22 protein-coding genes and 1 tRNA gene are annotated in these 22,553 nt (G+C 62.4%); 6 read left to right on the top strand and 17 right to left on the bottom strand.

What is annotated here, in order from left to right:
* Window positions 1-18 precede the first annotated feature (18 nt).
* The 8 genes from fabF to ACE3OV_RS07990 form a co-directional block, all read right to left on the bottom strand.
* A complete protein-coding gene (gene fabF, locus ACE3OV_RS08025; RefSeq protein ID WP_374326463.1) occupies window positions 19-1,254 on the bottom strand; it encodes a beta-ketoacyl-ACP synthase II in 1,236 nt (411 codons plus the stop codon).
* Between the two features lie 75 nt (window positions 1,255-1,329).
* A complete protein-coding gene (acpP, locus tag ACE3OV_RS08020; RefSeq protein ID WP_028995618.1) occupies window positions 1,330-1,566 on the bottom strand; it encodes an acyl carrier protein in 237 nt (78 codons plus the stop codon).
* 73 nt (window positions 1,567-1,639) lie between these two features.
* Window positions 1,640-2,380: a 3-oxoacyl-ACP reductase FabG gene (gene fabG / locus ACE3OV_RS08015; RefSeq protein ID WP_374326462.1), complete on the bottom strand. Its 741-nt coding sequence runs from the start codon at window positions 2,378-2,380 to the stop codon at window positions 1,640-1,642.
* 4 nt (window positions 2,381-2,384) lie between these two features.
* On the bottom strand, window positions 2,385-3,311 hold the full coding sequence (gene fabD / locus ACE3OV_RS08010; RefSeq protein WP_374326461.1) for an ACP S-malonyltransferase: 927 nt from the start codon (window positions 3,309-3,311) through the stop codon (window positions 2,385-2,387).
* Between the two features lie 16 nt (window positions 3,312-3,327).
* The gene (locus ACE3OV_RS08005) at window positions 3,328-4,287 is read right to left on the bottom strand and encodes a beta-ketoacyl-ACP synthase III (protein WP_374326460.1); all 960 of its coding nucleotides are present in this window, start codon (window positions 4,285-4,287) and stop codon (window positions 3,328-3,330) included.
* A gap of 2 nt (window positions 4,288-4,289) precedes the next feature.
* A complete protein-coding gene (plsX, locus tag ACE3OV_RS08000; RefSeq protein ID WP_374326459.1) occupies window positions 4,290-5,318 on the bottom strand; it encodes a phosphate acyltransferase PlsX in 1,029 nt (342 codons plus the stop codon).
* 54 nt (window positions 5,319-5,372) lie between these two features.
* On the bottom strand, window positions 5,373-5,552 hold the full coding sequence (gene rpmF, locus ACE3OV_RS07995) for a 50S ribosomal protein L32 (RefSeq protein WP_374326458.1): 180 nt from the start codon (window positions 5,550-5,552) through the stop codon (window positions 5,373-5,375).
* 18 nt (window positions 5,553-5,570) lie between these two features.
* Window positions 5,571-6,059: a DUF177 domain-containing protein gene (locus ACE3OV_RS07990; RefSeq protein WP_374326457.1), complete on the bottom strand. Its 489-nt coding sequence runs from the start codon at window positions 6,057-6,059 to the stop codon at window positions 5,571-5,573.
* Between the two features lie 111 nt (window positions 6,060-6,170).
* Here ACE3OV_RS07990 and ACE3OV_RS07985 point away from each other — a divergent pair, with 111 nt between their 5' ends.
* A complete protein-coding gene (locus ACE3OV_RS07985) occupies window positions 6,171-6,752 on the top strand; it encodes a nucleoside triphosphate pyrophosphatase (RefSeq protein ID WP_374326456.1) in 582 nt (193 codons plus the stop codon).
* Complete coding sequence (locus ACE3OV_RS07980; RefSeq protein ID WP_374326455.1) at window positions 6,752-7,459, top strand: SAM-dependent methyltransferase; 708 nt, start codon at window positions 6,752-6,754, stop codon at window positions 7,457-7,459. Before ACE3OV_RS07985 ends, ACE3OV_RS07980 begins: the two co-directional genes overlap by 1 nt.
* Here the strand turns inward: ACE3OV_RS07980 and ACE3OV_RS07975 are convergent, their stop codons facing one another.
* Genes ACE3OV_RS07975 through ACE3OV_RS07960 form a run of 4 tightly spaced genes read right to left on the bottom strand, consistent with a single transcriptional unit; the run spans window position 7,460 to window position 10,401 of the window.
* Window positions 7,460-8,419, bottom strand: a complete 960-nt coding sequence (locus ACE3OV_RS07975; RefSeq protein WP_374326454.1) for a S49 family peptidase — start codon at window positions 8,417-8,419, stop codon at window positions 7,460-7,462.
* Window positions 8,412-8,771, bottom strand: coding sequence for a Rieske (2Fe-2S) protein (locus ACE3OV_RS07970; protein ID WP_374326453.1), 360 nt, complete (start codon window positions 8,769-8,771; stop codon window positions 8,412-8,414). The genes ACE3OV_RS07975 and ACE3OV_RS07970 overlap by 8 nt, the downstream gene beginning before the upstream one ends.
* Window positions 8,750-9,400 (bottom strand): HAD family hydrolase, encoded by a 651-nt coding sequence (locus ACE3OV_RS07965; RefSeq protein ID WP_374326452.1) that lies wholly within the window; start codon window positions 9,398-9,400, stop codon window positions 8,750-8,752. Before ACE3OV_RS07965 ends, ACE3OV_RS07970 begins: the two co-directional genes overlap by 22 nt.
* Window positions 9,397-10,401: an RluA family pseudouridine synthase gene (locus ACE3OV_RS07960; RefSeq protein WP_374326451.1), complete on the bottom strand. Its 1,005-nt coding sequence runs from the start codon at window positions 10,399-10,401 to the stop codon at window positions 9,397-9,399. Before ACE3OV_RS07960 ends, ACE3OV_RS07965 begins: the two co-directional genes overlap by 4 nt.
* A gap of 397 nt (window positions 10,402-10,798) precedes the next feature.
* Here ACE3OV_RS07960 and ACE3OV_RS07955 point away from each other — a divergent pair, with 397 nt between their 5' ends.
* Window positions 10,799-13,486: a ribonuclease E/G gene (locus tag ACE3OV_RS07955; protein ID WP_374326450.1), complete on the top strand. Its 2,688-nt coding sequence runs from the start codon at window positions 10,799-10,801 to the stop codon at window positions 13,484-13,486.
* A 52-nt stretch (window positions 13,487-13,538) separates the two neighbouring features.
* On the opposite strand, the gene ACE3OV_RS07950 is transcribed toward ACE3OV_RS07955, so the two are convergent.
* Both ACE3OV_RS07950 and uvrB read right to left on the bottom strand, forming a co-directional pair.
* Window positions 13,539-14,027: a low molecular weight protein-tyrosine-phosphatase gene (locus ACE3OV_RS07950; protein WP_374326449.1), complete on the bottom strand. Its 489-nt coding sequence runs from the start codon at window positions 14,025-14,027 to the stop codon at window positions 13,539-13,541.
* The gene (uvrB, locus tag ACE3OV_RS07945) at window positions 14,024-16,096 is read right to left on the bottom strand and encodes an excinuclease ABC subunit UvrB (RefSeq protein ID WP_374326448.1); all 2,073 of its coding nucleotides are present in this window, start codon (window positions 16,094-16,096) and stop codon (window positions 14,024-14,026) included. Before uvrB ends, ACE3OV_RS07950 begins: the two co-directional genes overlap by 4 nt.
* An 83-nt stretch (window positions 16,097-16,179) precedes the next feature.
* Here uvrB and ACE3OV_RS07940 point away from each other — a divergent pair, with 83 nt between their 5' ends.
* A complete protein-coding gene (locus ACE3OV_RS07940) occupies window positions 16,180-17,385 on the top strand; it encodes an aromatic amino acid transaminase (RefSeq protein ID WP_374326447.1) in 1,206 nt (401 codons plus the stop codon).
* 78 nt (window positions 17,386-17,463) lie between these two features.
* Here ACE3OV_RS07940 and ACE3OV_RS07935 read toward each other — a convergent pair whose 3' ends face one another.
* A complete protein-coding gene (locus tag ACE3OV_RS07935; RefSeq protein ID WP_374326446.1) occupies window positions 17,464-19,104 on the bottom strand; it encodes an AsmA-like C-terminal region-containing protein in 1,641 nt (546 codons plus the stop codon).
* 70 nt (window positions 19,105-19,174) lie between these two features.
* On the opposite strand from ACE3OV_RS07935, the gene ACE3OV_RS07930 reads away from it, so the two are divergent.
* Window positions 19,175-19,250, top strand: a tRNA-Asn gene (locus ACE3OV_RS07930).
* 171 nt (window positions 19,251-19,421) lie between these two features.
* Entirely contained in the window at window positions 19,422-20,438 is a 1,017-nt protein-coding gene (gene moaA, locus ACE3OV_RS07925) for a GTP 3',8-cyclase MoaA (RefSeq protein ID WP_374326445.1), read from the top strand.
* Between the two features lie 6 nt (window positions 20,439-20,444).
* Here moaA and ACE3OV_RS07920 read toward each other — a convergent pair whose 3' ends face one another.
* Window positions 20,445-20,600, bottom strand: coding sequence for a hypothetical protein (locus tag ACE3OV_RS07920; protein ID WP_374326444.1), 156 nt, complete (start codon window positions 20,598-20,600; stop codon window positions 20,445-20,447).
* A 12-nt stretch (window positions 20,601-20,612) separates the two neighbouring features.
* Window positions 20,613-22,454 (bottom strand): translational GTPase TypA, encoded by a 1,842-nt coding sequence (gene typA / locus ACE3OV_RS07915; protein WP_374326443.1) that lies wholly within the window; start codon window positions 22,452-22,454, stop codon window positions 20,613-20,615.
* Window positions 22,455-22,553: the final 99 nt, after the last annotated feature.

Raw genomic sequence — 22,553 nt, 5'->3', positions numbered from 1 at the left:
GCCCAGGCGACTAGCGCCTCAGATCCGCTTGAAGACCAGCGAACCGTTGGTACCGCCAAAGCCGAAGTTGTTCTTCAGCGCCACGTCGATCTTCATCGGCCGCGCCGCGTTGGCGCAGAAATCCAGATCACATTCCGGATCCTGATTGAAGATGTTGATGGTCGGCGGCGACACCTGATGATGGATCGCCAGCACGGTGAACAGGGACTCGACACCACCGGCGCCACCGAGCAGATGGCCGGTCATCGACTTGGTCGAATTGACGACGATGGATTTCACTGCGTCACCGAAGGCCGCCTTGATCGCATCGCACTCGTTCTTGTCCCCCAGTTGCGTCGAGGTGCCATGGGCATTGACGTATTGCACATCGGCTGGCGTCACGCCGGCATTCTTCAAGGCATTGAGCATTGAGCGACGCGGGCCGTCCATGTTCGGCGCCGTGATGTGATGGGCGTCAGCGCTCATGCCGTAGCCGGCCAGTTCGGCGTAGATCTTCGCGCCGCGGGCCTTGGCATGTTCGTATTCCTCGAGCACCAGGACACCGGCTCCCTCGCCCAGCACGAAGCCGTCGCGATCCTTGTCCCAGGGACGGCTGGCCGTCGCCGGGTCGTCGTTGCGGGTGGACAGCGCACGGGCGGCACAGAAACCGCCAACCCCGAGCGGCGAGACCGTCGATTCGGCGCCGCCGGCAACCATCACGTCGGCATCGCCATATTCGATGAGGCGTGCGGCCTCACCGATCGAATGGGTGCCGGTGGTGCAGGCGGTGACGATCGACAGGTTCGGCCCCTTGAAGCCGAATTCGATCGACAGGTTGCCGGAAATCATGTTGATGATCGAACCCGGCACGAAGAAAGGCGACACCTTGCGCACACCGGCGGCATTGTATTCGTCCTTGGTGGCTTCGATCAGCGGCAAACCGCCGATACCCGAACCGATGGCGACACCGACCCGCTCGAGGTCGGCAACCCCCTGCTGATCCAGCCCGGCATCGCGTACCGCCTGGATGCCGGCGGCCAGCCCGTAATGGATGAAGGTATCCATGCGCCGGGCATCCTTGGCGGAGATGTACTGGGTGATGTCGAAATTCTTGACCTCGCCGGCGAACTGGGCCGGAAAGGTGGAGGCGTCGAAACGGGTGATCGGCGCAATACCATTACGGCCGGCGAGGATGTTTTGCCAACCTTCTTCAACGCTGTTGCCGACCGGGGAAATCAGCCCCAGGCCGGTGATGACAACTCTGCGACGTGCCAAGATGTGCACTCCGAAAGCAAAAGTAACAAGGCCGGCCTAGCGGGCCGGCCTTGTCGGGGTCAAACCGGAATTGGCTTACTGCTTGTTGGCGAGGATGTAATCGACAGCCTGCTGGACGGTCGTGATCTTCTCGGCCTGGTCATCCGGAATTTCGCACTCGAATTCCTCTTCCAGCGCCATGACCAGCTCGACGGTGTCCAGCGAATCCGCGCCCAGATCGTCGACGAAGGAGGACTCGTTCTTGATGTCCGCTTCGTTCACACCCAGTTGTTCGGCGACGATCTTCTTGACGCGCTCTACGATGTTATCCATTCGAAAAACTCCTTCCCCCTCGGGGTACGAAAAAAAACGTTGAGATTCTACCAAAAGCCCCGGATTCGGGGAATCAATCCATGAACATGCCGCCGTTGACATGCAGGGTGGTGCCGGTCACGTAAGCACCGGCCGGCGAAACCAGGAAGCCGACGGCACCGGCCACGTCTTCCGGCGTACCGGCACGACCGAGCGGAATCGAAGCCAGCATGGCCGCCTTCTGTTCTTCGGTCAAGGCATGCGTCATGTCGGTGGCGATGAAGCCGGGCGCGACGCAATTGACCGTGATGTTGCGGCTGCCCAGTTCACGGGCGAGCGAACGGGTCAACCCGGCCACCCCAGCCTTGGCCGCGCAGTAGTTGGCCTGCCCGGGATTGCCAGAATGGCCGACGACCGAGGAAATATTGACGATGCGGCCGAAACGCGCCTTCATCATGCCGCGCATGACGGCGCGCGACAGTCGGAAAACCGCTTTCAGGTTGGTGTCGATGACGGCATCCCATTCGTCGTCGCCCATGCGCATCGCCAGATTGTCGCGGGTGATGCCGGCGTTGTTGACGAGGATGGTGATGGCGCCGAATTCCTTGGCCAGGTCGGCAAGCAGGGCATCGCTGGCGGCGCTGTCGGTGACGTTGAGGACGATGCCGCGCCCCGGGATGCCGGCTGCGCCGAGATAGGCGGAAATCTGGCCGGCACCGGCCTCGCTGGTCGCGGTACCGATCACGGTCGCGCCCTGGCGGCCGAGTTCCAGCGCGATGGCACGACCGATGCCGCGGGTGGCACCGGTGACGAGGGCAATCTTGTCGTTCAGCATCGCCTTACTCCAGGGACAGACTGGCTTCGAGCGCGGCCAGGTCGGCCAGCGCGACGCCGCTGATGCCGTCGGCACAGCGCTTGGCGAGACCGGCCAGGACCTTGCCGGGACCACACTCGGCGACCGTCGTGACGCCCATCGCCGCCATCTTCTGCACGGTTTCGACCCAGCGCACCGGGTTGTAGGCCTGGCGGACCAAGGCATCGCGAATGCGCAGCGGATCGTTCTCGACCTCGACATCGACGTTGTTGATCACCGGAATCGACGGCTTCTTCAGATCCAGTTCGGCCAGGCGAGCGGCCAGCTTGTCGGCCGCCGGACGGATCAGCGATGAATGGAAGGGCGCCGACACCGGCAGCGCCTTCGCCAGCTTCGCGCCACGCGCCTTGCAGGCGAGCATCGCCCGCTCTACCGCCGCCTTGTGGCCGGCGATCACGGTCTGACCGTTGGCATTGAAATTGACCGGTTCGACGATCTCGCCTTGCGCCGCTTCGTCGCAAGCAGCCGCGATACCGGCATTGTCGAGGCCGAGCACGGCGGCCATCGCGCCGGTACCGAGCGGTACCGCTTCCTGCATCGCCGCGGCGCGCAGGCGGACCAGCGGCACCGCGTCCTTGAACTCGATGACACCGGCGGCGACCAGCGCCGAATATTCGCCCAGGCTATGACCGGCGAGTACGACCGGACGGCGACCGCCCTTCTCCAGCCACAAACGCCAGGCGGCAATACCGGCGGTGAGCATGACCGGTTGGGTATTCACGGTCTGCGCCAGCAACTCGGCGGGCCCTTCGGCGACCATCGTCCACAGGTCGTCGCCGAGAGCGGTCGAAGCCTCGTCAAAAGTGGCACGAACCACGCCGGCGTCGCCGTAGGCCGCCATCATGCCAACGCTCTGCGAGCCCTGGCCGGGAAATACGAAAGCAAAAGACATCACTTGTCTCCTGTTATCAGAATTCGATCAGGGCGGCGCCCCAGGTGAAGCCACCGCCGACGCCTTCGACCAGAACCCTCTGCCCGCGCTGGATGCGGCCATCGCGGACCGCCTCGTCGAGCGCCAGCGGGACCGAAGCCGCCGAGGTGTTGCCGTGCCGGTCGACGGTGACGACGACCCGCTCGCGGTCGATGCCGAGCTTCCTGCCGGTGGCCTCGATGATGCGGATGTTGGCCTGGTGCGGAACCAACCAGTCGATATCGGTGGTCGCGATGGCGGCTTTGGCGCAAACTTCTTCCGCCACTTCGGCGAGAACCTTGACCGCGAACTTGAAAACCGCCTGACCATCCATGCGCAGGAAGGGATCGCCGGTCACCTGGCCAGCGCAAATCTGGCCGGGAACGTTGAGGATGGCGAACTGGCTGCCGTCGGCATGCAACGCGCTTGCCATGATGCCGGGGCTGTCCGAGGCTTCAAGCACCACGGCGCCAGCGCCATCGCCGAACAGGACGCAGGTGCCGCGATCGTTCCAGTCGAGGATGCGCGAGAAGACCTCGGCACCGATCACCAGCGCCTTGCGATGGCTGCCGGAGGCGATGAATTTCTCGGCAATTCCCAGCGCGTAGGTGAAGCCGGCACAGACCGCCTGCACGTCGAAGGCGGCCGCCCCCTTGTTGCCGAGCTGGCCCTGAATGATGCAGGCGGTGCTAGGGAAAATGAAGTCCGGTGTCGACGTGGCAACGATGATCAGATCGATTTCTTCGGCGGCAACGCCGGCCATTTCGAGGGCCCGGCGAGCGGCGACCAGGCCGAGCTGACTCGAGCTTGTCCCTGCCTCCGCCAGATGGCGACTACGGATGCCAGTGCGACTGGCGATCCATTCGTCGCTGGTATCGATGCCGCGCGCCGCCAGATCGTTGTTGCTGACAGGATTGCCCGGCAGATAACTGCCGGTACCAATGACTCGTGCGTACATGCTCAGGCATTCTCCACTGCGACCATGCGGTCCGCATTCGTTTGCGCCAGCCTGTCGCTGATGCGCTCCAGCGCCCGATTCTCGGCGGCATCGAAGGCGCGGGCAATGGCGTTACCGAATGACAGCGTATCGGCGGAGCCATGGCTTTTCACCGAAATCCCCTTCAAGCCGAGCAGGATTGCGCCGTTGTAACGCCGGTGGTCGAAACGTTTCTTGAAATTATTGAGTACCGAAATGGCGATCAGGGCGGCGATCTTGGTCAGCCAGTTGCGCTTGAATTCGCTGCGCAACGACGACGCCAGCATCTGCGCCAGACCTTCGGAGGTTTTCAGGGCGACGTTGCCGACGAAGCCGTCGCAGACGATGACGTCTGCCTCGCCCTTGTAGATGCCGTCGCCTTCGACATTGCCGATGAAGTTCAGGTCGGAGTTGCGCAGCAGTTCCGCCGCCGCCTTGACCACTTCGTTGCCCTTGATTTCCTCTTCGCCGATATTGAGGATGCCGACCGTCGGCCGCTCCTTGTGCTCCATCGCGGCGACCAGCATGGCCCCCATGATGCCGAACTGCAGCAGATGCTCAGGGCCGCAATCGACATTGGCGCCGAGGTCAAGCATGTGCGTGTGGCCGTTCAGCGTCGGCAGCGGTGCACAGATGGCCGGCCGGTCGATACCCGGCAGCATTTTCAGGACGAAGCGCGAGATCGCCATCAGGGCGCCGGTGTTGCCGGCCGAGACGCAGGCATCCGCCTCACCGGACTTGACGAGATTGATCGCCACGCGCATCGACGAATCCTTCTTGTTGCGCAGGGCGAGCGCCGGCGATTCGTCCATGCCGACGACTTCGGAAGCGTGCACGATGCGCTGGCGGGAATCGCCGGCGGCAGCACCGAGCAAGGGACGCAAGACTTCTTCCCGACCAACCAGGAGAAGATTTGCCGCCGGATGCTCTGCAAGAAAACGGATGGCCGCCGGCACCGTCACTGACGGCCCGTGGTCACCCCCCATGCAATCAATGGCGATGCGGGTTGTCATGGCAAAAGAAAAGGCAGGCTCTCCCGAAGGAGCCACCTGCCCTTTACGAGACGATTACTCGCCCTTGCCCTTGAGGACTTTCTTGCCGCGGTAGAAACCGGTCGGGGAGATGTGGTGACGCAGGTGCGTCTCACCGGTCGTCGGCTCGACGGCGATCGGCGGGGTGGTCAGAAAATCATGAGCGCGATGCATGCCACGCTTGGACGGGGACTTCTTGTTCTGTTGAACGGCCATTTCTTTACTCCAAAAAAATCAGTTCGGCTTGCCTTTAAGCCCGGCCAGCGCAGCAAACGGATTGATCCGCTCGCCAGCGTCGGCCGCACCAGGCAGGCCACATTTTTCATGTCGTGGTGCAACCGGCAGGGACAACAGGATTTCGTCCTCAACCAGCTCCAGCACATCCAGTTCCTTCTCCACCGGGAGAAAATCCCGGCTGTCGTCTTCCAGCTCGTCTTGCGACAGATCGGCACTCGCCGGAACAAGTTCCAGTAAGGCATCGACCTCCAGTTCGAAAGGAATGGCTTGCAGGCAGCGCTGACACGCCAGCGGGATGCTCCCGCCAACCGTCAGATGCAGCAGTGGCTCGCCAAGATCGCCCTTGAAACCTTCCAGGCGCCAAACGACCTCACCCGACACTTCTGCCAGCAAGTCATGCAGGCGTTCCAAGCCAGCAACCGCCTGCGTTCCTTCAAGAACGCGCGCATCCCGGGCAAAGGCGAAAGCGTCGTTGATCCTTTTCAATCTGAATCTGTTCCGACTTAAACGCCGGATGATATTATTTTTGGCTCGCCAAGTCAAAACAAAGTGTTGCTTCAAGAAGTCGTCGCAACACCTTGTCCAACAAAAACTTTCATGATGCCAACCCTCGTTCTCGCCTCAACCTCTCCGTATCGCCGCGAATTGCTCGCTCGCCTCGGCCTGCCCTTCGTCGTCGCCAACCCGCAAACCGACGAAAGCCCATTTCCCGGCGAATCCCCGGAAGCCCTTGCCTTGCGTCTCTCGGCAGCGAAAGCCCGAGCCGTCGCCGACACTTATCCGGACGCCCTGATCATCGGCAGCGACCAGGTCGCCACCGTCGATGGAAAAATCTACGGCAAACCGGGCGACCATCAACGCGCGGTCGCTCAACTGCGCGAACTGTCCGGCAAGACGGTCAATTTCTTCACCGGCCTTTGCCTCTATAACAGCCGCAGCGGCCGCAGCCAGGTGCGCGGCGTGCCGACACTGGTGAGTTTTCGCCAGCTTGCCGACCAGGAAATCGAGAATTACCTGCGCCGCGAGCCGGCTTACAACTGCGCCGGCTCGGCCAAGTCCGAAGGACTGGGAATCGCCCTGCTCTCAAGCCTGCAGGGTGACGACCCGAACGCACTGGTCGGCCTGCCCTTGATCGCGCTATGCGACATGCTGCGCGAGGAAGGGATGGCGATTCTCTGATGACCGGCACCCTTTACCTGATTCCGGTCCCCCTTGGCCCCTCCACGCCGCAAGAGGTTCTACATCCCGGCGTGCTGGCAACCCTGCGCCCGCTCCGCCATTTCGTCGTCGAACAAGCCAAAAGCGCCCGCGCCTTCCTGAAAGCCGCCGGTACCGACCTGCCGCTGCAGGAACTGCAACTCGCCGAACTCAACGAGCACACCCGCCCGGCCGAACTCGACCGCCTGCTGTCCCCGCTGCGCGCCGGTCACGACATCGGCCTGCTATCGGAGGCCGGCTGCCCGGCGGTGGCCGATCCCGGTGCCGACCTGGTAGCACTGGCGCAGCGCGAAAACATCCGGGTCGTCCCGTTGATTGGCCCGTCGTCGTTGTTGCTGGCCCTGATGGCTTCCGGCCTCAATGGCCAGCGCTTCGCCTTCCAGGGCTACCTGCCGGCCAAGGACGGCGAACGCTTGAAGGCGCTACGCGATCTCGAGGCGGAGTCGCGCAAGCGTCAGCAAACACAGCTGTTCATCGAAACGCCCTACCGCAACCGGGCAATGTTCGATGCTATCCTGCTGGCCTGCCAGGGCAATACCCGCCTGTGCGTCGCCACTGATCTCAGCCTGCCCGGCGAATCGGTCCGTACGCGAACGATCACCGAGTGGAAAAAGCAAACGCCGCCCGATATCGAGCGGCGTCCGACGGTCTTCCTGCTACTGGCCTGATCAGTACAGCGACGGGGCTGGCAGACTGCTCGAAAAACCGCGCCAGAAGCTATTGACTGCGCCAGCCCCGAGTTTCTTGGCGAAACGCTCGGCGATGTTCTCCTTGACCGTGTAGTCGAGTACCTCCTCAACCTTGACGACATCACGGGCAACGCTATCGACTGTGCCGAAGTCGTCGGCCAGTCCCAGGCGAATGCTCTGTTCGCCGGTCCACATCAGGCCGGAGAACATTTCCGGGGTCTCTTTCAGGCGCTTGCCGCGTCCTTCACGGACGACGCTGATGAACTGCTCGTGAATGTTGGCGAGCAGGCTCCTTGCGTGCGCCTTGTGTTCATCAGCCTGCGGCGAAAAGGGATCGAGGAAGCCCTTGTTCTCGCCGGCGGTCAGCAGGCGGCGCTCGACACCGAGCTTTTCCATCGTTCCGGTGAAGCCGAAACCGTCCATCAGCACCCCGATCGAACCGACGACGCTGGCCTTGTTAACGTAGATGCGATCAGCGGCGGCGGCCACGTAATAACCGCCGGAGGCGCATACATCCTCGACCACCGCGTAAAGCGGCTTGTCCGGATACTTGGCGCGCTGGCGACGAATCTCGTCATTGACCATGCCGGCCTGCACCGGGCTGCCACCGGGGCTGTTGATGCGCAACACCACCGCCTGCGAGTTCGGCGCATCGAACGCCGCCTTCAGCGCCGAAATCAGGGTCTCCGCGTTGGCTTCCGAGTTGGCGGCAATGACGCCCTGCAGATCAACCATCGCCACATGCTTGTCGGCCACCTTGGCGCTGTCCCATTCGACCAGCGCAATCAGGATGAAAGTCAGGTAACCAAAACCGAGCAATTTGAAGAAGATGCCCCAGCGTCGTCTTGCCTTCTGCTCGTCAAGCGTCGCGAAAGCGAGTTTTTCCAGGGTCTTGCGCTCCCAGCCGGGATCGCTGTCCGGGCGTTGGAGATTATCCATCGATGTTTTCCAGCACTAAATAAACGTCACCCTCGGACTCGAACACCGGCAGGGATTTCAGCCCCCTGCCCTCGCAACGGCCGCCGAGGCAGCGACCGCTATCCGGTGCATACAGCGCGCCATGAATGGCGCAGATCAAGTATAACTTGGAATGATCGAAGAACTCGCCCGGCTGGGAGTCGAGTTGCACCGGGACATGGGCGCATTCGTTAAGGTAGGCATACACCTTGCCTCGGTAGCGGATCACGAAAGCCGGTCGCTGCCGACCGTAGCGCTCGACGGTAAAGCGCACGCCCGTGCCACCATCCATCAGCGCGCTGCCGGCGCAGATCAGCCGTTGGCCAGCAGCCATGTGTCGAGTTCGGACACGCTGTGCAGGCAGGCACGTGGGGCGTATTCCAGCAGATGATCGTGGGGATGCGCACCATAAGTCACAGCCAGCGCATCGACGCCAGCGTTGCGCGCCATCAGCAGGTCGTGCGAGGTGTCGCCGATCATCACGGTCGCCGCCGGCGCCATGCCGAATTCCAGCATCAGTTCCTCGAGCATCTGCGGATGCGGTTTGGAGTGGCATTCATCGGCACAACGCGACGCCGAGAAATGGGGCCGCAGACCGGAGTGATCGAGCGCCCGCTCCAGGCCGACCCGGCTCTTGCCGGTGGCCACCGCCAGAACATGTCCAGCGCCCTGCAGGCGAGCCAGCAGCTCCGGTACGCCGGCAAAGAGACTCAGCTCATGATCGCCGGAGAGGTAGTGATGACGGTAGCGATCAACCATCGCCTGGTAGTTCTCCGGCGCCAGGTCCGGCACCGCGTGCCGCATCGCGTCGGCCAGTCCGAGGCCGATCACATGCCGGGCCCGCGCATCATCCGGCACCGGCAGGCCGAGATCGCGGCAGGCGGCCTGAATGGAACGGACGATGGCCCCCGCCGAATCAAGCAAGGTGCCGTCCCAATCGAAAACCACGAGTTCGTATTTCATTGATGCTCCAGAATCTGTTGCAGGTTGTCGGCGGCGAACTCCCTTTGTGTCGCCGCATCAAGCGCCGCAACATAGCTGCGGATGCCGTCCGGCAGCGGCGCCACACAAGTCAGCGGCGCGCCGCTCAGCGGATGCCGGAAGGCCATGCGCCAGGCGTGTAGGGCCATGCGTTTCAAGCCGGCCGGGCGCAGACGCTTGTTGAGATTGAAGTCGCCGTACTTCTCGTCGCCGAGGATGGGAAAACCGAGATGCGCGAGATGGACGCGAATCTGGTGCGTGCGCCCGGTCTTCAGTTGCGCTTCGAGCAGACTGGCCTCTGGCCAGCGTGCCAGCAGGCGGAACACGGTATGCGAGGCCTTGCCCTCGGCATCCACCGAAACGCGGCGCTCGCCGCTTTCGGTCAGGTATTTGAGCAAGGGCGCCTTGACATGCTGGGTGGCGTTCATCCAGCGGCCGCGGACCAGCACCAGATAACGCTTGTCGGCGCCCGCGCCGTGTTCGCGAAACATGTCATGCAGCACGGTCAGCGCCAGGCGCTTCTTGCCGACCAGCAGGACACCGGAAGTCTCCCGGTCGAGGCGATGCGCCAGTTCGAGGAACTTGGCCTGCGGCCGCTGCCGACGCAAAGCCTCGATGACACCGAAGCTGACGCCACTGCCGCCATGGACGGCGATCCCCTCGGGCTTGTCAATGACCAGCAGCGCTTCGTCCTCGTAGATGACCGGCAGGTCGACACGCGTCTTGGCAAGCTCGGCGATCTCATCAACCGCTCGCTCGGCAAGGCGCAAAGGGGGCAAACGCAGGCTGTCACCAGGCTGCAGGCGATAGGTCGCATCGACCCGCCCCTTGTTCACGCGGACCTCACCGCTGCGCAAGATGCGGTACAAATGACTCTTCGGCACCCCCTTGCAATGCCGGACCAGATAGTTGTCCAGGCGCTGCCCGGCAGCCTCTTCGCCGATCACGAGATGGGTGACCGAATTGTTACCTGCGCCATTCATTTTCTAATATACTGCCTGCGTTTTACGTCTCTGTTTGCAAGGGATGTCGAACCGTCAGACCGCCCGCCTCGCGCCATTTTGCGCGACTGCCGAGCGGCAGGCCACGAAGTCTCTCCCGTGCCACTTGCCCGGGACAAATTCGCGTAAAACGCCTGGTTAAGTTCACTCACCAAAAGTAGTGATGTTAATGGATTAGTTCGCCTTAAGCACGCACGGATCGCCCGTGGCAGGAATTCCAGATCGCGCATTTGATAAAAAGACTCGCGATATCCAACGATCAGCACATTCATCATCGCCATTGCCTCCACCACATGACGCAACCCGATAACTGAACCTGTCGCTGCCTGCATGGGCGTTTCGCTGCGGTGTGCCGAAGGTGCACTGGAGCCCGAAAACAATGAAACGCATGCTCTTCAATGCGACACAGGCGGAAGAACTCCGTGTCGCCATTGTCGATGGTCAGAAACTGATCGATCTCGACATTGAATCCGCCGCCAAGGAACAACGCAAAAGCAACATCTACAAAGGCGTCATCACCCGCATCGAACCTTCGCTCGAAGCCTGCTTCGTCGATTACGGTGCCGACCGCCACGGTTTCCTGCCGTTCAAGGAAGTTTCCCGCGCCTATTTCCAGCCGGGTGTCGAGGCCAACAAGGCCAAGATCAACGAGGCCCTCAAGGAAGGCCAGGAACTGATCGTCCAGGTCGACAAGGACGAGCGCGGCAACAAAGGCGCCGCCCTCACCACCTACGTCTCGCTGGCCGGTCGCTACCTTGTACTGATGCCGAACAACCCGCGTGGCGGTGGCGTTTCCCGTCGCGTCGACGGTGACGAACGCGCCGAACTGCGCGAGATCATGGATCAGCTGGAAGTCCCCGGCGGCATGAGCCTGATCGCCCGCACCGCCGCCATCGGTCGCCAGGCCGAAGAGCTGCAGTGGGACTTGAACTACCTGCTGCAACTGTGGAGCGCCATCGAAGGCGCCGCCCAGCAGCAATCTGGTGCCTTCCTGATCTATCTCGAAGGCTCGCTGGTCATCCGCGCCATTCGCGACTACTTCCAGCCGGACATCGGTGAAATCCTCATCGATACCGACGAAGTCCACGAACAGGCACGCGCCTTCATGGGCACCGTGATGCCGGGCAACATCAACCGCGTCAAGCGCTACAGCGACGACGTGCCGCTGTTCTCGCGCTTCCAGATCGAACACCAGATCGAGACCGCCTTCGCCCGCCAGGTCAACCTGCCGTCCGGCGGCGCCATCGTCATCGACCATACCGAAGCCCTGGTCGCCGTCGACGTCAACTCCGGTCGCGCCACCAAGGGCGCCGACATCGAGGAAACCGCGCTCAAGACCAACCTCGAAGCCGCCGACGAACTGGCCCGCCAGTTGCGTCTGCGCGACCTCGGTGGCCTGATCGTCATCGATTTCATCGACATGGAAAACAGCAAGGCCCAGCGCGAAGTCGAGAACCGTCTGCGCGACGCCCTGCGTTTCGACCGTGCCCGCGTCCAGATGGGCAAGATCAGTCGTTTCGGCCTGATGGAACTGTCGCGCCAGCGCCTGCGTCCGGCGCTCGCCGAAACCAGCTACATCCCCTGCCCGCGCTGTACCGGCACCGGCCACATCCGGTCGACCGAATCGGCCGCGCTGCACATCCTGCGCATCCTCGAAGAGGAAGCGATGAAGGAAAACACCGGCGCCGTGCATGTCCAGGTACCGGTCGATGTCGCCACCTTCCTGCTCAACGAAAAGCGTACCGACATCCAGGCGATCGAACTGCGCCACAAGGTCACCATCCTGCTGATCCCGAACATCCATCTGGAAACGCCGGCCCATACCATCACCCGTCTGCGTCACGATGACCTGAACAACGACGACCTGCGCGAGCCGTCCTACAAGATGGTCGACCTGCCTGCCGACGAAGCGGAAAAGACCGGCGCTCATGCCGAAAATGCCAAACCGCGTCAGGAAGCGGCAATCAAGGGGATTTCCCCGGAGCAGCCGGCACCGGTTATCGCCGAAAAGGCCGCAACGCCAGCACCGCTGGCCGTCGCACCGGCGCCGGCCAGCGGCGGCCTGTTTGGCTGGATCAAGTCGCTTTTCGTCGGCGCCCCCGCCGCGCCGGCACCGGTCGAACCGAGCGAACCGCCGCGCAAGCCCCGCGAAAACCGGGCTGGCAACGACAATCGCCGTGATCGCAACGACGGTCGTCGGAGCAATAACCGCAACAACCGCCGTGACGAAGGCGATCGCACCAGCCGTCCGGAACGCGGCGAACGTCCGCCCCGCGAAGAAGCGGCAACGAGCACCAATGCTGGCGAAACGCGCCAGGAACGTCGTCCGCGCAAGGAAAAGCGCGAGCGTCCGCAAAACGAAACGAAGCCCGTCATCGAGCAACCGCTGCCCGCTGAAGCGGTTGAAAGTAACGCCAACCCGGAGACATCCGCCGCCTCGCCCGCTGACGACCAGCAGGCCGGCAACCGTCGGCGCGGCCGGCGTGGTGGCCGCGGCCGTGGTGAGCGTCGCAACGAGCAGGAAAGCCAGGAAAACGGCCTGAATCCGGCGGGCGAAGTGGTGGCTTCTGCTGCGCTCGCGATGCCTGAAGACAACGCAACAACGTCGCCCGAAGTGGTCATTCCGGCAGCCGCCGTTGTCGTGCCGGAAGCGGTCGAAGCGGTCGAAGCAGTTGCCGCACCTCTCCCGCTTGCTGAGGAAGCTGTCCCGGCGACGCTGGAGCCGGTCGTTGAAACGACCGCCGAGGTTGTCGTTGCCGAACCGACAACTGTCGTAGTCGAAGCCGAACCGGTCGTTGCAGCCGCCGAGACCATCGCCGTCGCGCAAACCGTCGTCGAAGCCGAGGCCGAGCCTGTTGCTGAACCGTCACCGATCGTGGCGCCAGTAACCGCCGACCTTGACGCTGCGCTATCCGAAAGCGGCCTGGTCATGGTTCAGACCACCTCGGCCATCACTGTTGCACCGGTCGATGCACCAGTCAAGCTGGGACGTCCGCGCAAGCCGAAGGCGATGGAAAACAACCAGGCAGAAGCCCTGGTGATGGTCGAAACCGACAAGCCGGTCTGAAAACAGACAGTCGCGATCAAAAAAGGGCGTCCATGGACGCCCTTTTTCATGCTCAGGATCTTTTCAACGCAGCCTTGCCCACCAGTTCATCAACGATACCCAGAGCCGCATCCTCAACCATGTCGAGCACCAGGTCGAAACCGTAGCCGAGACCGTAGTACGGGTCAGGCACCTCGTCATCTTCGAAATTTTTCGCGTAATCCATGAACAAGCGAATTTTGCCCTGTTGTTCCGGACTGGCCATCCGTTGCAGGTTGTCGAGGTTGGTTCGGTCCATGGCCAGGATCAGATCGAAATAATCGAGATCCTGGCGTGCCACCTTGCGCGCCCGCAGTTGCGACAGATCGTAACCCCGCGCCAGTGCCGCCCGCTGGGTTCTGGCGTCGGGCGCTTCGCCGACGTGATAGCCGTGGGTGCCAGCCGAATCGACCTCAACCTTGTCGCCCAGCCGATAGTGCCGGATGTAATGCCGCAACACCGCCTCCGCGGTCGGCGAACGGCAGATGTTGCCCATGCAGACGAGCAGCACGCGAAAGTTCATTGCTTGTTTTCTCCACCAGGGTCGTGCTGCGCGGCACCGAAAACCCGCTCCCTCAGCCGGAAGAGTTCGTCGCGCGCAGCCGCCGCTTTTTCGAATTCCAGGTTCTTCGCGCACTCGAGCATCTGCTTTTCGAGCCGCTTGATTTCCCTGGCGACGGTTTTTTCATCCATGGCTTCGTAGACCGCACGCTGCTGCGCCGCCTTCAGTTCGGTCTGTGCCGACTCCGCATCGTATACGCCGTCGATGATGTCCTTGATCTTCTTCGACACCCCGCGCGGCACGATGCCGTGCTGCTCATTGAATGCGATCTGCTTTTCCCGCCGCCGCTCCGTCTCGGCGATGGCTTTTTGCATGGATTGCGTAATCCTATCAGCGTAAAGGATCGCTGTGCCATGAATATGACGTGCGGCACGGCCTATCGTCTGGATCAGCGAGCGCTCCGAGCGCAGGAAACCTTCCTTGTCGGCATCGAGAATCGCCACCAGCGATACCTCGGGAATATCCAGGCCTTCGCGTAGCAGATTGATGCCGACCAGCACGTCGAACTCGCCGAGGCGCAGGTCGCGGATGATTTCCACGCGCTCGACGGTATCGATATCCGAGTGCAGGTAGCGTACCTTGATCCCGTTGTCGGCGAGAAAATCGGTAAGATCCTCGGCCATGCGCTTGGTCAGCGTCGTTACCAGCACCCGCTCGGTGACAGCGATCCGCTTGTTGATTTCGCCAAGCAGGTCATCGACCTGGGTGCTCGCCGGGCGTACCAGCACCTCGGGATCGATCAGACCGGTCGGCCGCACCACCTGCTCGACCACCTGGCCAGCATGCTGCTGCTCGTAGTCGGCCGGGGTCGCCGAAACGAAAATCGTCTGCCGCATCTGTGCTTCGAACTCGTTGAACTGCAGCGGCCGGTTGTCGAGCGCGGAAGGCAGACGGAAGCCGTAATCGACCAGGTTTTCCTTGCGCGAGCGGTCGCCCTTGTACATGCCACCGACCTGGCCGATGGTGACGTGCGATTCGTCGATGAACATGAGCGCATCGCGTTCGAGGTAGTCGATCAGCGTCGGCGGTGCCTCCCCGGCCTGACGCCCGGAAAAATGCCGCGAGTAGTTTTCGATGCCCTTGCAGAAGCCGATCTGGTCGAGCATCTCGATGTCGAAGCGGGTGCGCTGCTCGATTCGCTGCGCCTCGACCAGTTTCTGGTGCTGGTTGAAGAACTCGATGCGCTCGCGCAGTTCCGCCTTGATCGCCTGGATCGCCCGCACCACGGTGGCCCGCGGCGTCACGTAGTGCGACGCCGGGAAGACGGTGAAGCGCAGGGCCTTGTGGAAAAGCTGGCCGGTCAGCGGATCGAAGAACTGCAGGTTCTCGATCTCGTCGTCGAACAGCGAGACGCGGATTGCATGCTCGGCGTGTTCGGCGGGGAAGATGTCGATGACGTCGCCGCGCACGCGGAAAGTGCCGCGATGGAAGTCCATCTCGTTGCGCTCGTACTGCATGTCGGTCAAGCGCTTGACGATGTCGCGCTGGTCCATGCGGTCGCCGACGCGCATGGTCAGGATCATGTTGTGGTACTCGTCGCGGTCGCCAATACCGTAGATGCACGACACGGTGGCGACGATCACCACGTCGCGCCGCTCGATCAGGCTCTTGGTCGCGGAGAGGCGCATCTGCTCGATGTGGTCGTTGATCGAGCTGTCCTTTTCGATGAACAGGTCGCGCGACGGCACATAAGCTTCCGGCTGGTAGTAGTCGTAGTAGGAAACGAAGTACTCGACGGCGTTCTCTGGAAAGAACTCCTTGAACTCGGAGTACAACTGCGCCGCCAGCGTCTTGTTCGGCGCCAGCACCAGCGCCGGACGGCCAGTGCGGGCGATGACGTTGGCCATCGTGTAGGTCTTGCCCGAGCCGGTGACGCCGAGCAGGGTCTGAAAGGACAGGCCGTCCTCGATCCCCTCGACCAGCAGGCGGATTGCCTCCGGCTGATCGCCGGCCGGCGGAAAAGGTTGGTGCAAACGGTACGGGCTGCCGTCGAAACAGACGACGGGCGTGCTGCTGTTGGATTCGCTCATGATAAAATTCTGCGCTTGTCGTCGCGATGCTCGCATCGCGCGTTATTGTTGTTTCATCCTTCTATTATTCCACGGAGTCGCTGATGTCCTCTTCGATCTTCGCTGCGGTGGAAATGGCCCCGCGCGACCCGATCCTCGGTCTTAACGAAGCTTTCAACGCCGATGCGCGTGACACCAAGGTCAACCTTGGCGTCGGTGTGTACTTCGACGACAACGGCAAGATCCCCCTGCTGGCCGCCGTCAAGGCTGCCGAAGAGGTTCGTCTGAAGGCAGCCCCGCCGCGCGGCTACCAGCCGATCGAAGGCCCGGCCGCCTACAACACCGCCGTCCAGAACCTGCTCTTCGGCAAGGATTCCGAACTGCTCGCCGCCGGCCGCGTGCTCACCGCCCAGGCCATCGGCGGTACCGGCGCCCTGAAGATCGGCGCCGACTACCTGAAGCGCCTGAACCCGGACGCCAAGGTCTACATCAGCAACCCGTCCTGGGAAAACCATCGCGCGCTGTTCGAGGCCGCTGGCTTCGTCGTCGAGGACTACGCCTACTACGATGCTGCCACCCGCGGGGTGAACTTTGCCGGAATGAAGGCCGACCTGAACAAGATGGCTCCGGGCTCGGTCGTCCTGCTGCACGCCTGCTGCCATAACCCGACCGGCGCCGACATGAGCGACGCCCAGTGGGCCGAAGTCGTCGGCATCTGCAAGGAACGCGGTCTGGTGCCCTTCCTCGACATGGCCTACCAGGGCTTTGCCGACGGTATCGACGCCGATGCCGTGGCGATCCGCGCCTTCTCGGCTTCCGGCCTGCAGTTCTTCGCTTCCAGCTCGTTCTCCAAGAACTTCTCGCTGTACGGCGAGCGCGTCGGCGCCCTGTCGGTGGTCACCGCCAGCAAGGAAGAGTCGGCCCGCGTCATGTCGCAGGTCAAGCGCGTCATCCGCACCAACTACTCCAACCCGCCGACCCACGGCGGCGCGCTGGTTGCCGCAGTGCTCGCTTCCGGCGAACTGCGTGCCCAGTGGGAAGGCGAACTGGCCGGCATGCGCGACCGCATCCGCGCCATGCGCAGCGGCCTGGTCGACGCGATCAAGGCGACCGGCTGTGCCCAGGACTTTTCCTTCGTCGCCCAGCAGCGCGGCATGTTCTCCTACACCGGCCTGAGCGCCGCCCAGGTCGAGCGAATGAAGGAAGAATTCGGCATCTACGCCGTGTCGACCGGCCGCATCTGCCTGGCTGCGCTGAACAGCAAGAACATCGACTACGTTGCCAGGGCCATCGCGGCCGTTACGCGCTGAGCCAAACAAATGGCGGGCAATTAGCCCGCCATCGTTCTGACAAGCCCCCTTTACTGAAGGGGGCTTGTCTTTTCCGGATCACCTTCCGGCAGTTAAGGTCAGCTCCGGCAAACGCCCGGAAAGTGCCAGCGGCACCCGGATCGTTGCCGCCGATGTCTGTGCCGCCATCATCAGACGCCCGTCGATAAGGCCATCGCGTCCTGCCGTCACCTGGCCGCTAGCGGAAATCGCGCCGGCTTCCAGACGCATATCCCGGAGCTGGATGCTCCCGGGAACAAGCTGCAGATTGCCCTCCAGTGCGTCGAAGCGCGTTGTCCCGGCGCGAACCGTGGCGCCGGCGCCACGCCGGCCCGCTTCACCGATGTCCAGGCCGTGCAGGTTGCCGCGCACGGCCTTGAATTTCATCTGCGCACTCGCCGCCTGCCAGAGCCCGGTCCACGAATCACCCCGCCCGCTAACCGCCAGCTCGCCGGAAAGCTCACCCTCCAGGCGGGTGATCGGCAGCAGGCTCGAAGAAAGCAGCGCCAGATCGATGCGCTCCAAGCGTCCACTCCCCGTCATGACCAGTCCATTGCTCCAGGCCAGTTCCCACTGGCCACGCAACAGGCCGCCAAGGAAATTCGTTTCGATCTCGCTGACCTGCAGGCGATCGGTGGTCAATATCCCCTTGGCCTGCATGGCGGAGAATTCACCCTTCAGCCCGGGCAAGGGCCAGGCGCGCCCTTCCATGGCCAGCGCCAGTCCGGTCGGTGCCGGCGTCACCTTGAGCAGCAGGCTGCGCTCCGGATTCTCCAAAGCAGCCTGCACGAAGCTGCCCTGGGAAAATTCAAGATGCCCGTTCAGCGGTGAAAACAGCAAGCCATGACTGGCTTTCACCGAAAGATTCTCGAGCGTAATCCGCTGCAGGTCGGGCATGCCGGTCTGTTGCAGCAAGGGTGAAGTCAGCAGTGGCGCCAGCGGCAACTCCGCTCCATTGGCGGTCAGACGCTCGATCTGCCGTACATCGCCAAACAGTAGTTGCCAGGGCTGATCGATCGCAACGCTGGCAACCCGCCCCTCGCCGATTTCCAGACCACTGAGCAACAGTTGCGGCCGGGGCAGCCACTGCAGCGACACTTTGCCGACGCTGACCGGTTGTTTGAGCACCTCGCTGGCGACCTTGGCGATATCCTCGCGATGCCGGTCATAGGGATAAACGAGAACCAGCAGGATGACGAAGAAAACGATGCCCAGCCCGCCATACAGCCAACGGGAAAGGGGGATGGGGTTACGTGCCGGTTTTTCCCGGTGATCTGGCGACGGCGCCACCATGCTTGCTTCGTTCGCTGGCGGCGACACCGGCAGGATTGGTTTGCCGAAAGTCGAAAACTGGCTGGCACGGCTCGGCATGTCCTTGGCCGACGGGCTTTTACTGGTGCCAAACGTGGAAAACTGGGAGATGGCTGAAACCTGTTCGCGGCGCGGCGCTTCCACCGGTCTTTCCCAGGCGGCGGCAGCGCCCTCCAGAGGCACGATGTAGCCGCCACTCTCCAGTTCCCGGATGGCGTTTTCGACCAGACGGGCATTGCCGATCTTCTCGGAAAGTTCGGCAACCGTCAGCTTGCCATCGACCTGCACCAACACCATCCGCAGATTGCGCTGAACGACGCGCGTACTTTGCCGGACGGCTTCATCGCCGATCGGGGTTTTTGCGTAGACCTGTCCGACATTCATGACCATGCTTTCAATCCAGAAACGACCTCGGCGACTTGACCCATCATGCTTCGACTCCTATAATGCGCGCTTCACTTCCCCGATAGCTCAGTCGGTAGAGCGCCGGACTGTTAATCCGTAGGTCCCTGGTTCGAGCCCAGGTCGGGGAGCCAAGCTTCATCGAAAAGCCCAGCATTTTTGCTGGGCTTTTTGTTATCCGGTCTTATTACGCCCGGACAACGGCCACGATAATAGCATAAGCCTTGGATATTGCCCGGTTTTTTCAGCTCCCGGCGCGCGCTTTGGCGCTTGCCGACAGCGATTTCCACACTGATAATCGCGGCATGGAATCCACCATCTCCGCCGCCCAACATCCGCCCGGCACCCTCATCGATCGCTACGGACGGCATGTGACCTACCTGCGACTGTCGATCACCGATCGCTGCGATTTCCGCTGCACCTATTGCATGGCGGAAGAAATGACCTTTCTGCCGCGCAGCGAGGTGATGTCGCTGGAAGAAGCGCTGAAGGTTGCCGAGACCTTCGTCGGGCTCGGCGTCAGCAAGCTGCGCCTGACCGGCGGCGAACCGCTGGTGCGGAAGAACGTGATGTGGCTGATCGAGCGACTCGGGGCGCTGCCGGGACTCGACAACCTGGTGATGACGACCAACGGTTCGCAACTGGAAAGCCATGCCGCTGCGCTCAAGTCGGCCGGCGTCAAGCGCCTGAACATCAGCCTCGACAGTCTGAACCACGAACGTTTCCGGAAGATCACCCGGATCGGCGATCTGGACAAGGTACTGCGCGGCATCGCCGCTGCGACGGCGAGCGGATTCCGGCGCACCAAGCTGAACACCGTGATGATGCGCGGCATCAACGACGACGAGTTCGTCGATCTTGTCCGCTTCGCTGTTGATAACGGACTCGACATTTCATTCATCGAGGAAATGCCACTCGGAGACATCCAGGGCCGCAGTCAGACCCATGTTTCGTCCGAGGAAACCCGCTCACGACTCGGCGAGCATTTCAGCCTCGTTCCCAGCAGCGAAAACAGCGGCGGCCCGGCGCGCTACTGGCGCGTTGCCGGCAGCGATACCCGGGTCGGCTTCATCTCCCCGCACAGTCACAATTTCTGCGACAGCTGCAATCGTGTACGGGTCACTGCCAAGGGAGAGCTTTATCCCTGCCTCGGCCAGAACGATGCGCTCAACCTGCTGCCGGCACTGCGCAACGGCCAGGACGACAGGGCTTTACGCCAGGCCATCATCGACAGCATGGGAATCAAGCCTTTCGGTCATGAGTTTGCCGAGCAGATGCAGAACCCGAAGGTTGTCCGCTTCATGTCGATGACCGGCGGTTGAAAATCCCTAGGGATAAATCTTGCAGAAGCCGATCCCGTTGACCGGCTCGCTGACCAGGCCCAGCAGCGTAAAGAAAATCGACATGCCAATGATGAAGGCGGCCCAGCGGGCCGCCTTCGGGTGACGACTGACCAACGCCCGGCAGGGTTGGCAGAATGCCATGTGCCGCTGCCCTTACAGGCCGCGCAACGACCGCTTGCGCTCGATTTCGGTCAGGTAGCGCTTGCGCAGGCGAATCGATTTCGGCGTCAGTTCAACCAGTTCGTCCTCGGCGATGAACTCCACCGCAGCTTCCAGGCTGAGCTGGACTGGCGGCACCAGGCGCACGGCTTCGTCGGTTCCGGAAGCGCGCACGTTGGTCAGCTGCTTGCCCTTGATCGGGTTCACAACCAGATCGTTCTCACGGCTGTGGATGCCGATGATCATGCCTTCGTACAGCTTCTCGCCCGGACTGACGAACATGCGACCGCGATCCTGCAGCTTCCACAGCGCGTAGGCGACGGCTTCGCCGTTGTCCTGGGAGATCAGCACGCCGTTGCGGCGCTCGGCGACGCTGCCTTCCTTGACCGGCGCGTAGTCGTCGAAGACGTGGCTCATCAGACCGTTACCGCGGGTCAGGTTCATGAATTCGCCCTGGAAGCCGATCAGGCCGCGGGCCGGGATGCGGTATTCGATACGGACGCGACCGCGACCGTCCGGCACCATGTCCTGCAGTTCGCCCTTGCGCAGGCCGAGGCTTTCCATGACGCCGCCCTGGGTATCTTCCTCGACGTCGACGGTGAGTTGCTCGTAGGGCTCGCACTCGACGCCGTCGATGATTTTCTTGACCACGCGCGGACGGCCGACAGCCAGCTCGTAGCCTTCACGACGCATGTTCTCAAGCAGGATGCCGAGGTGCAGTTCGCCGCGACCAGCCACGTCGAAGACGTCGCCGTTCGGCGTGTCATGCACGCGCAGCGCCATGTTGGTCAGCAGTTCCTTGTGCAGGCGGTCGCGGATCTGGCGGCTGGTGACGAACTTGCCTTCTGTGCCGGCGAGCGGGCTGGTGTTGACCATGAACTGCATGGACAGGGTCGGCTCGTCGATCTTCAGCAGCGGCAGCGCTTCCGGGCTTTCCGGATCGGTCACCGTGCAACCGAGCACCAGGTCTTCAATACCGGTGATCTGGACGATGTCGCCGGCCTGGCCTTCGTCCATCTCGACCTTGTTCAGGCCCTTGTAGCCGAAAACCTGACCAATCTTGGCCTTGATCGGCTGGCGATCGTGCTCCGCGGCTTCTTCTTCGGTGCCGAACATGACCATCACGTTCTGGCCGGTCTTGACGCGACCGCGGATGATCTTGCCGACGCCGATGCGGCCGACGTAGGAAGAATAATCCAGCGCGGAGATCTGCAGCTGCAGCGGCGCCTCAACATCGGCGTCCGGCGCCGGCACGTGGCGCAGGATGGTGTCGAACAGCGGCTTCATGTTCTCGCGCGGCTGGTCGAGTTCCATCGCCGCCCAGCCGTTCAGGCCGGAGGCGTAGACGATCGGGAAATCGAGTTGCTCGTCGGTGGCACCGAGCTTGTCGAACAGGTCGAAAGTCAGGTTGACGGCGTTGTCGGGATCGGCACCGTCACGGTCGACCTTGTTGACCAGGACGATCGGACGCAGGCCCTGGGCCAGCGCCTTCTTGGTCACGAACCGGGTCTGCGGCATCGGGCCTTCCGCGGCGTCAACCAGCAGCACGACACCATCGACCATGCCGAGCACGCGCTCGACTTCACCGCCGAAGTCCGCGTGGCCCGGGGTATCGACGATGTTGATGTGGATGCCTTCGTATTCGACGGCAGTGTTCTTGGACAGGATGGTGATGCCGCGTTCCTTTTCCAGGTCGTTCGAGTCCATCACGCACTCTACCAGTTGCTGGTGGGCGGCAAAAGTACCGGATTGGCGGAGGAGCTGATCAACCAGCGTGGTCTTGCCATGGTCGACGTGGGCGATGATGGCGATGTTGCGGATGGGGCGTGCGGACATGGATATAGGAATAGTCAGAAAAATCAAAGGCGTGATTCTAGCACCCCATGCTGCGTCGCAGCATCCCTTGATCCAATATCCATGCAAGTTTTTGCCGGA

Origin of the sequence: Azonexus sp. (assembly GCF_041909095.1) — a bacterium.
GTDB lineage: Bacteria > Pseudomonadota > Gammaproteobacteria > Burkholderiales > Rhodocyclaceae > Azonexus.
Note: the sequence above shows the minus strand (reverse complement) of the source record. Positions and strands in the feature narration are given on the sequence as shown.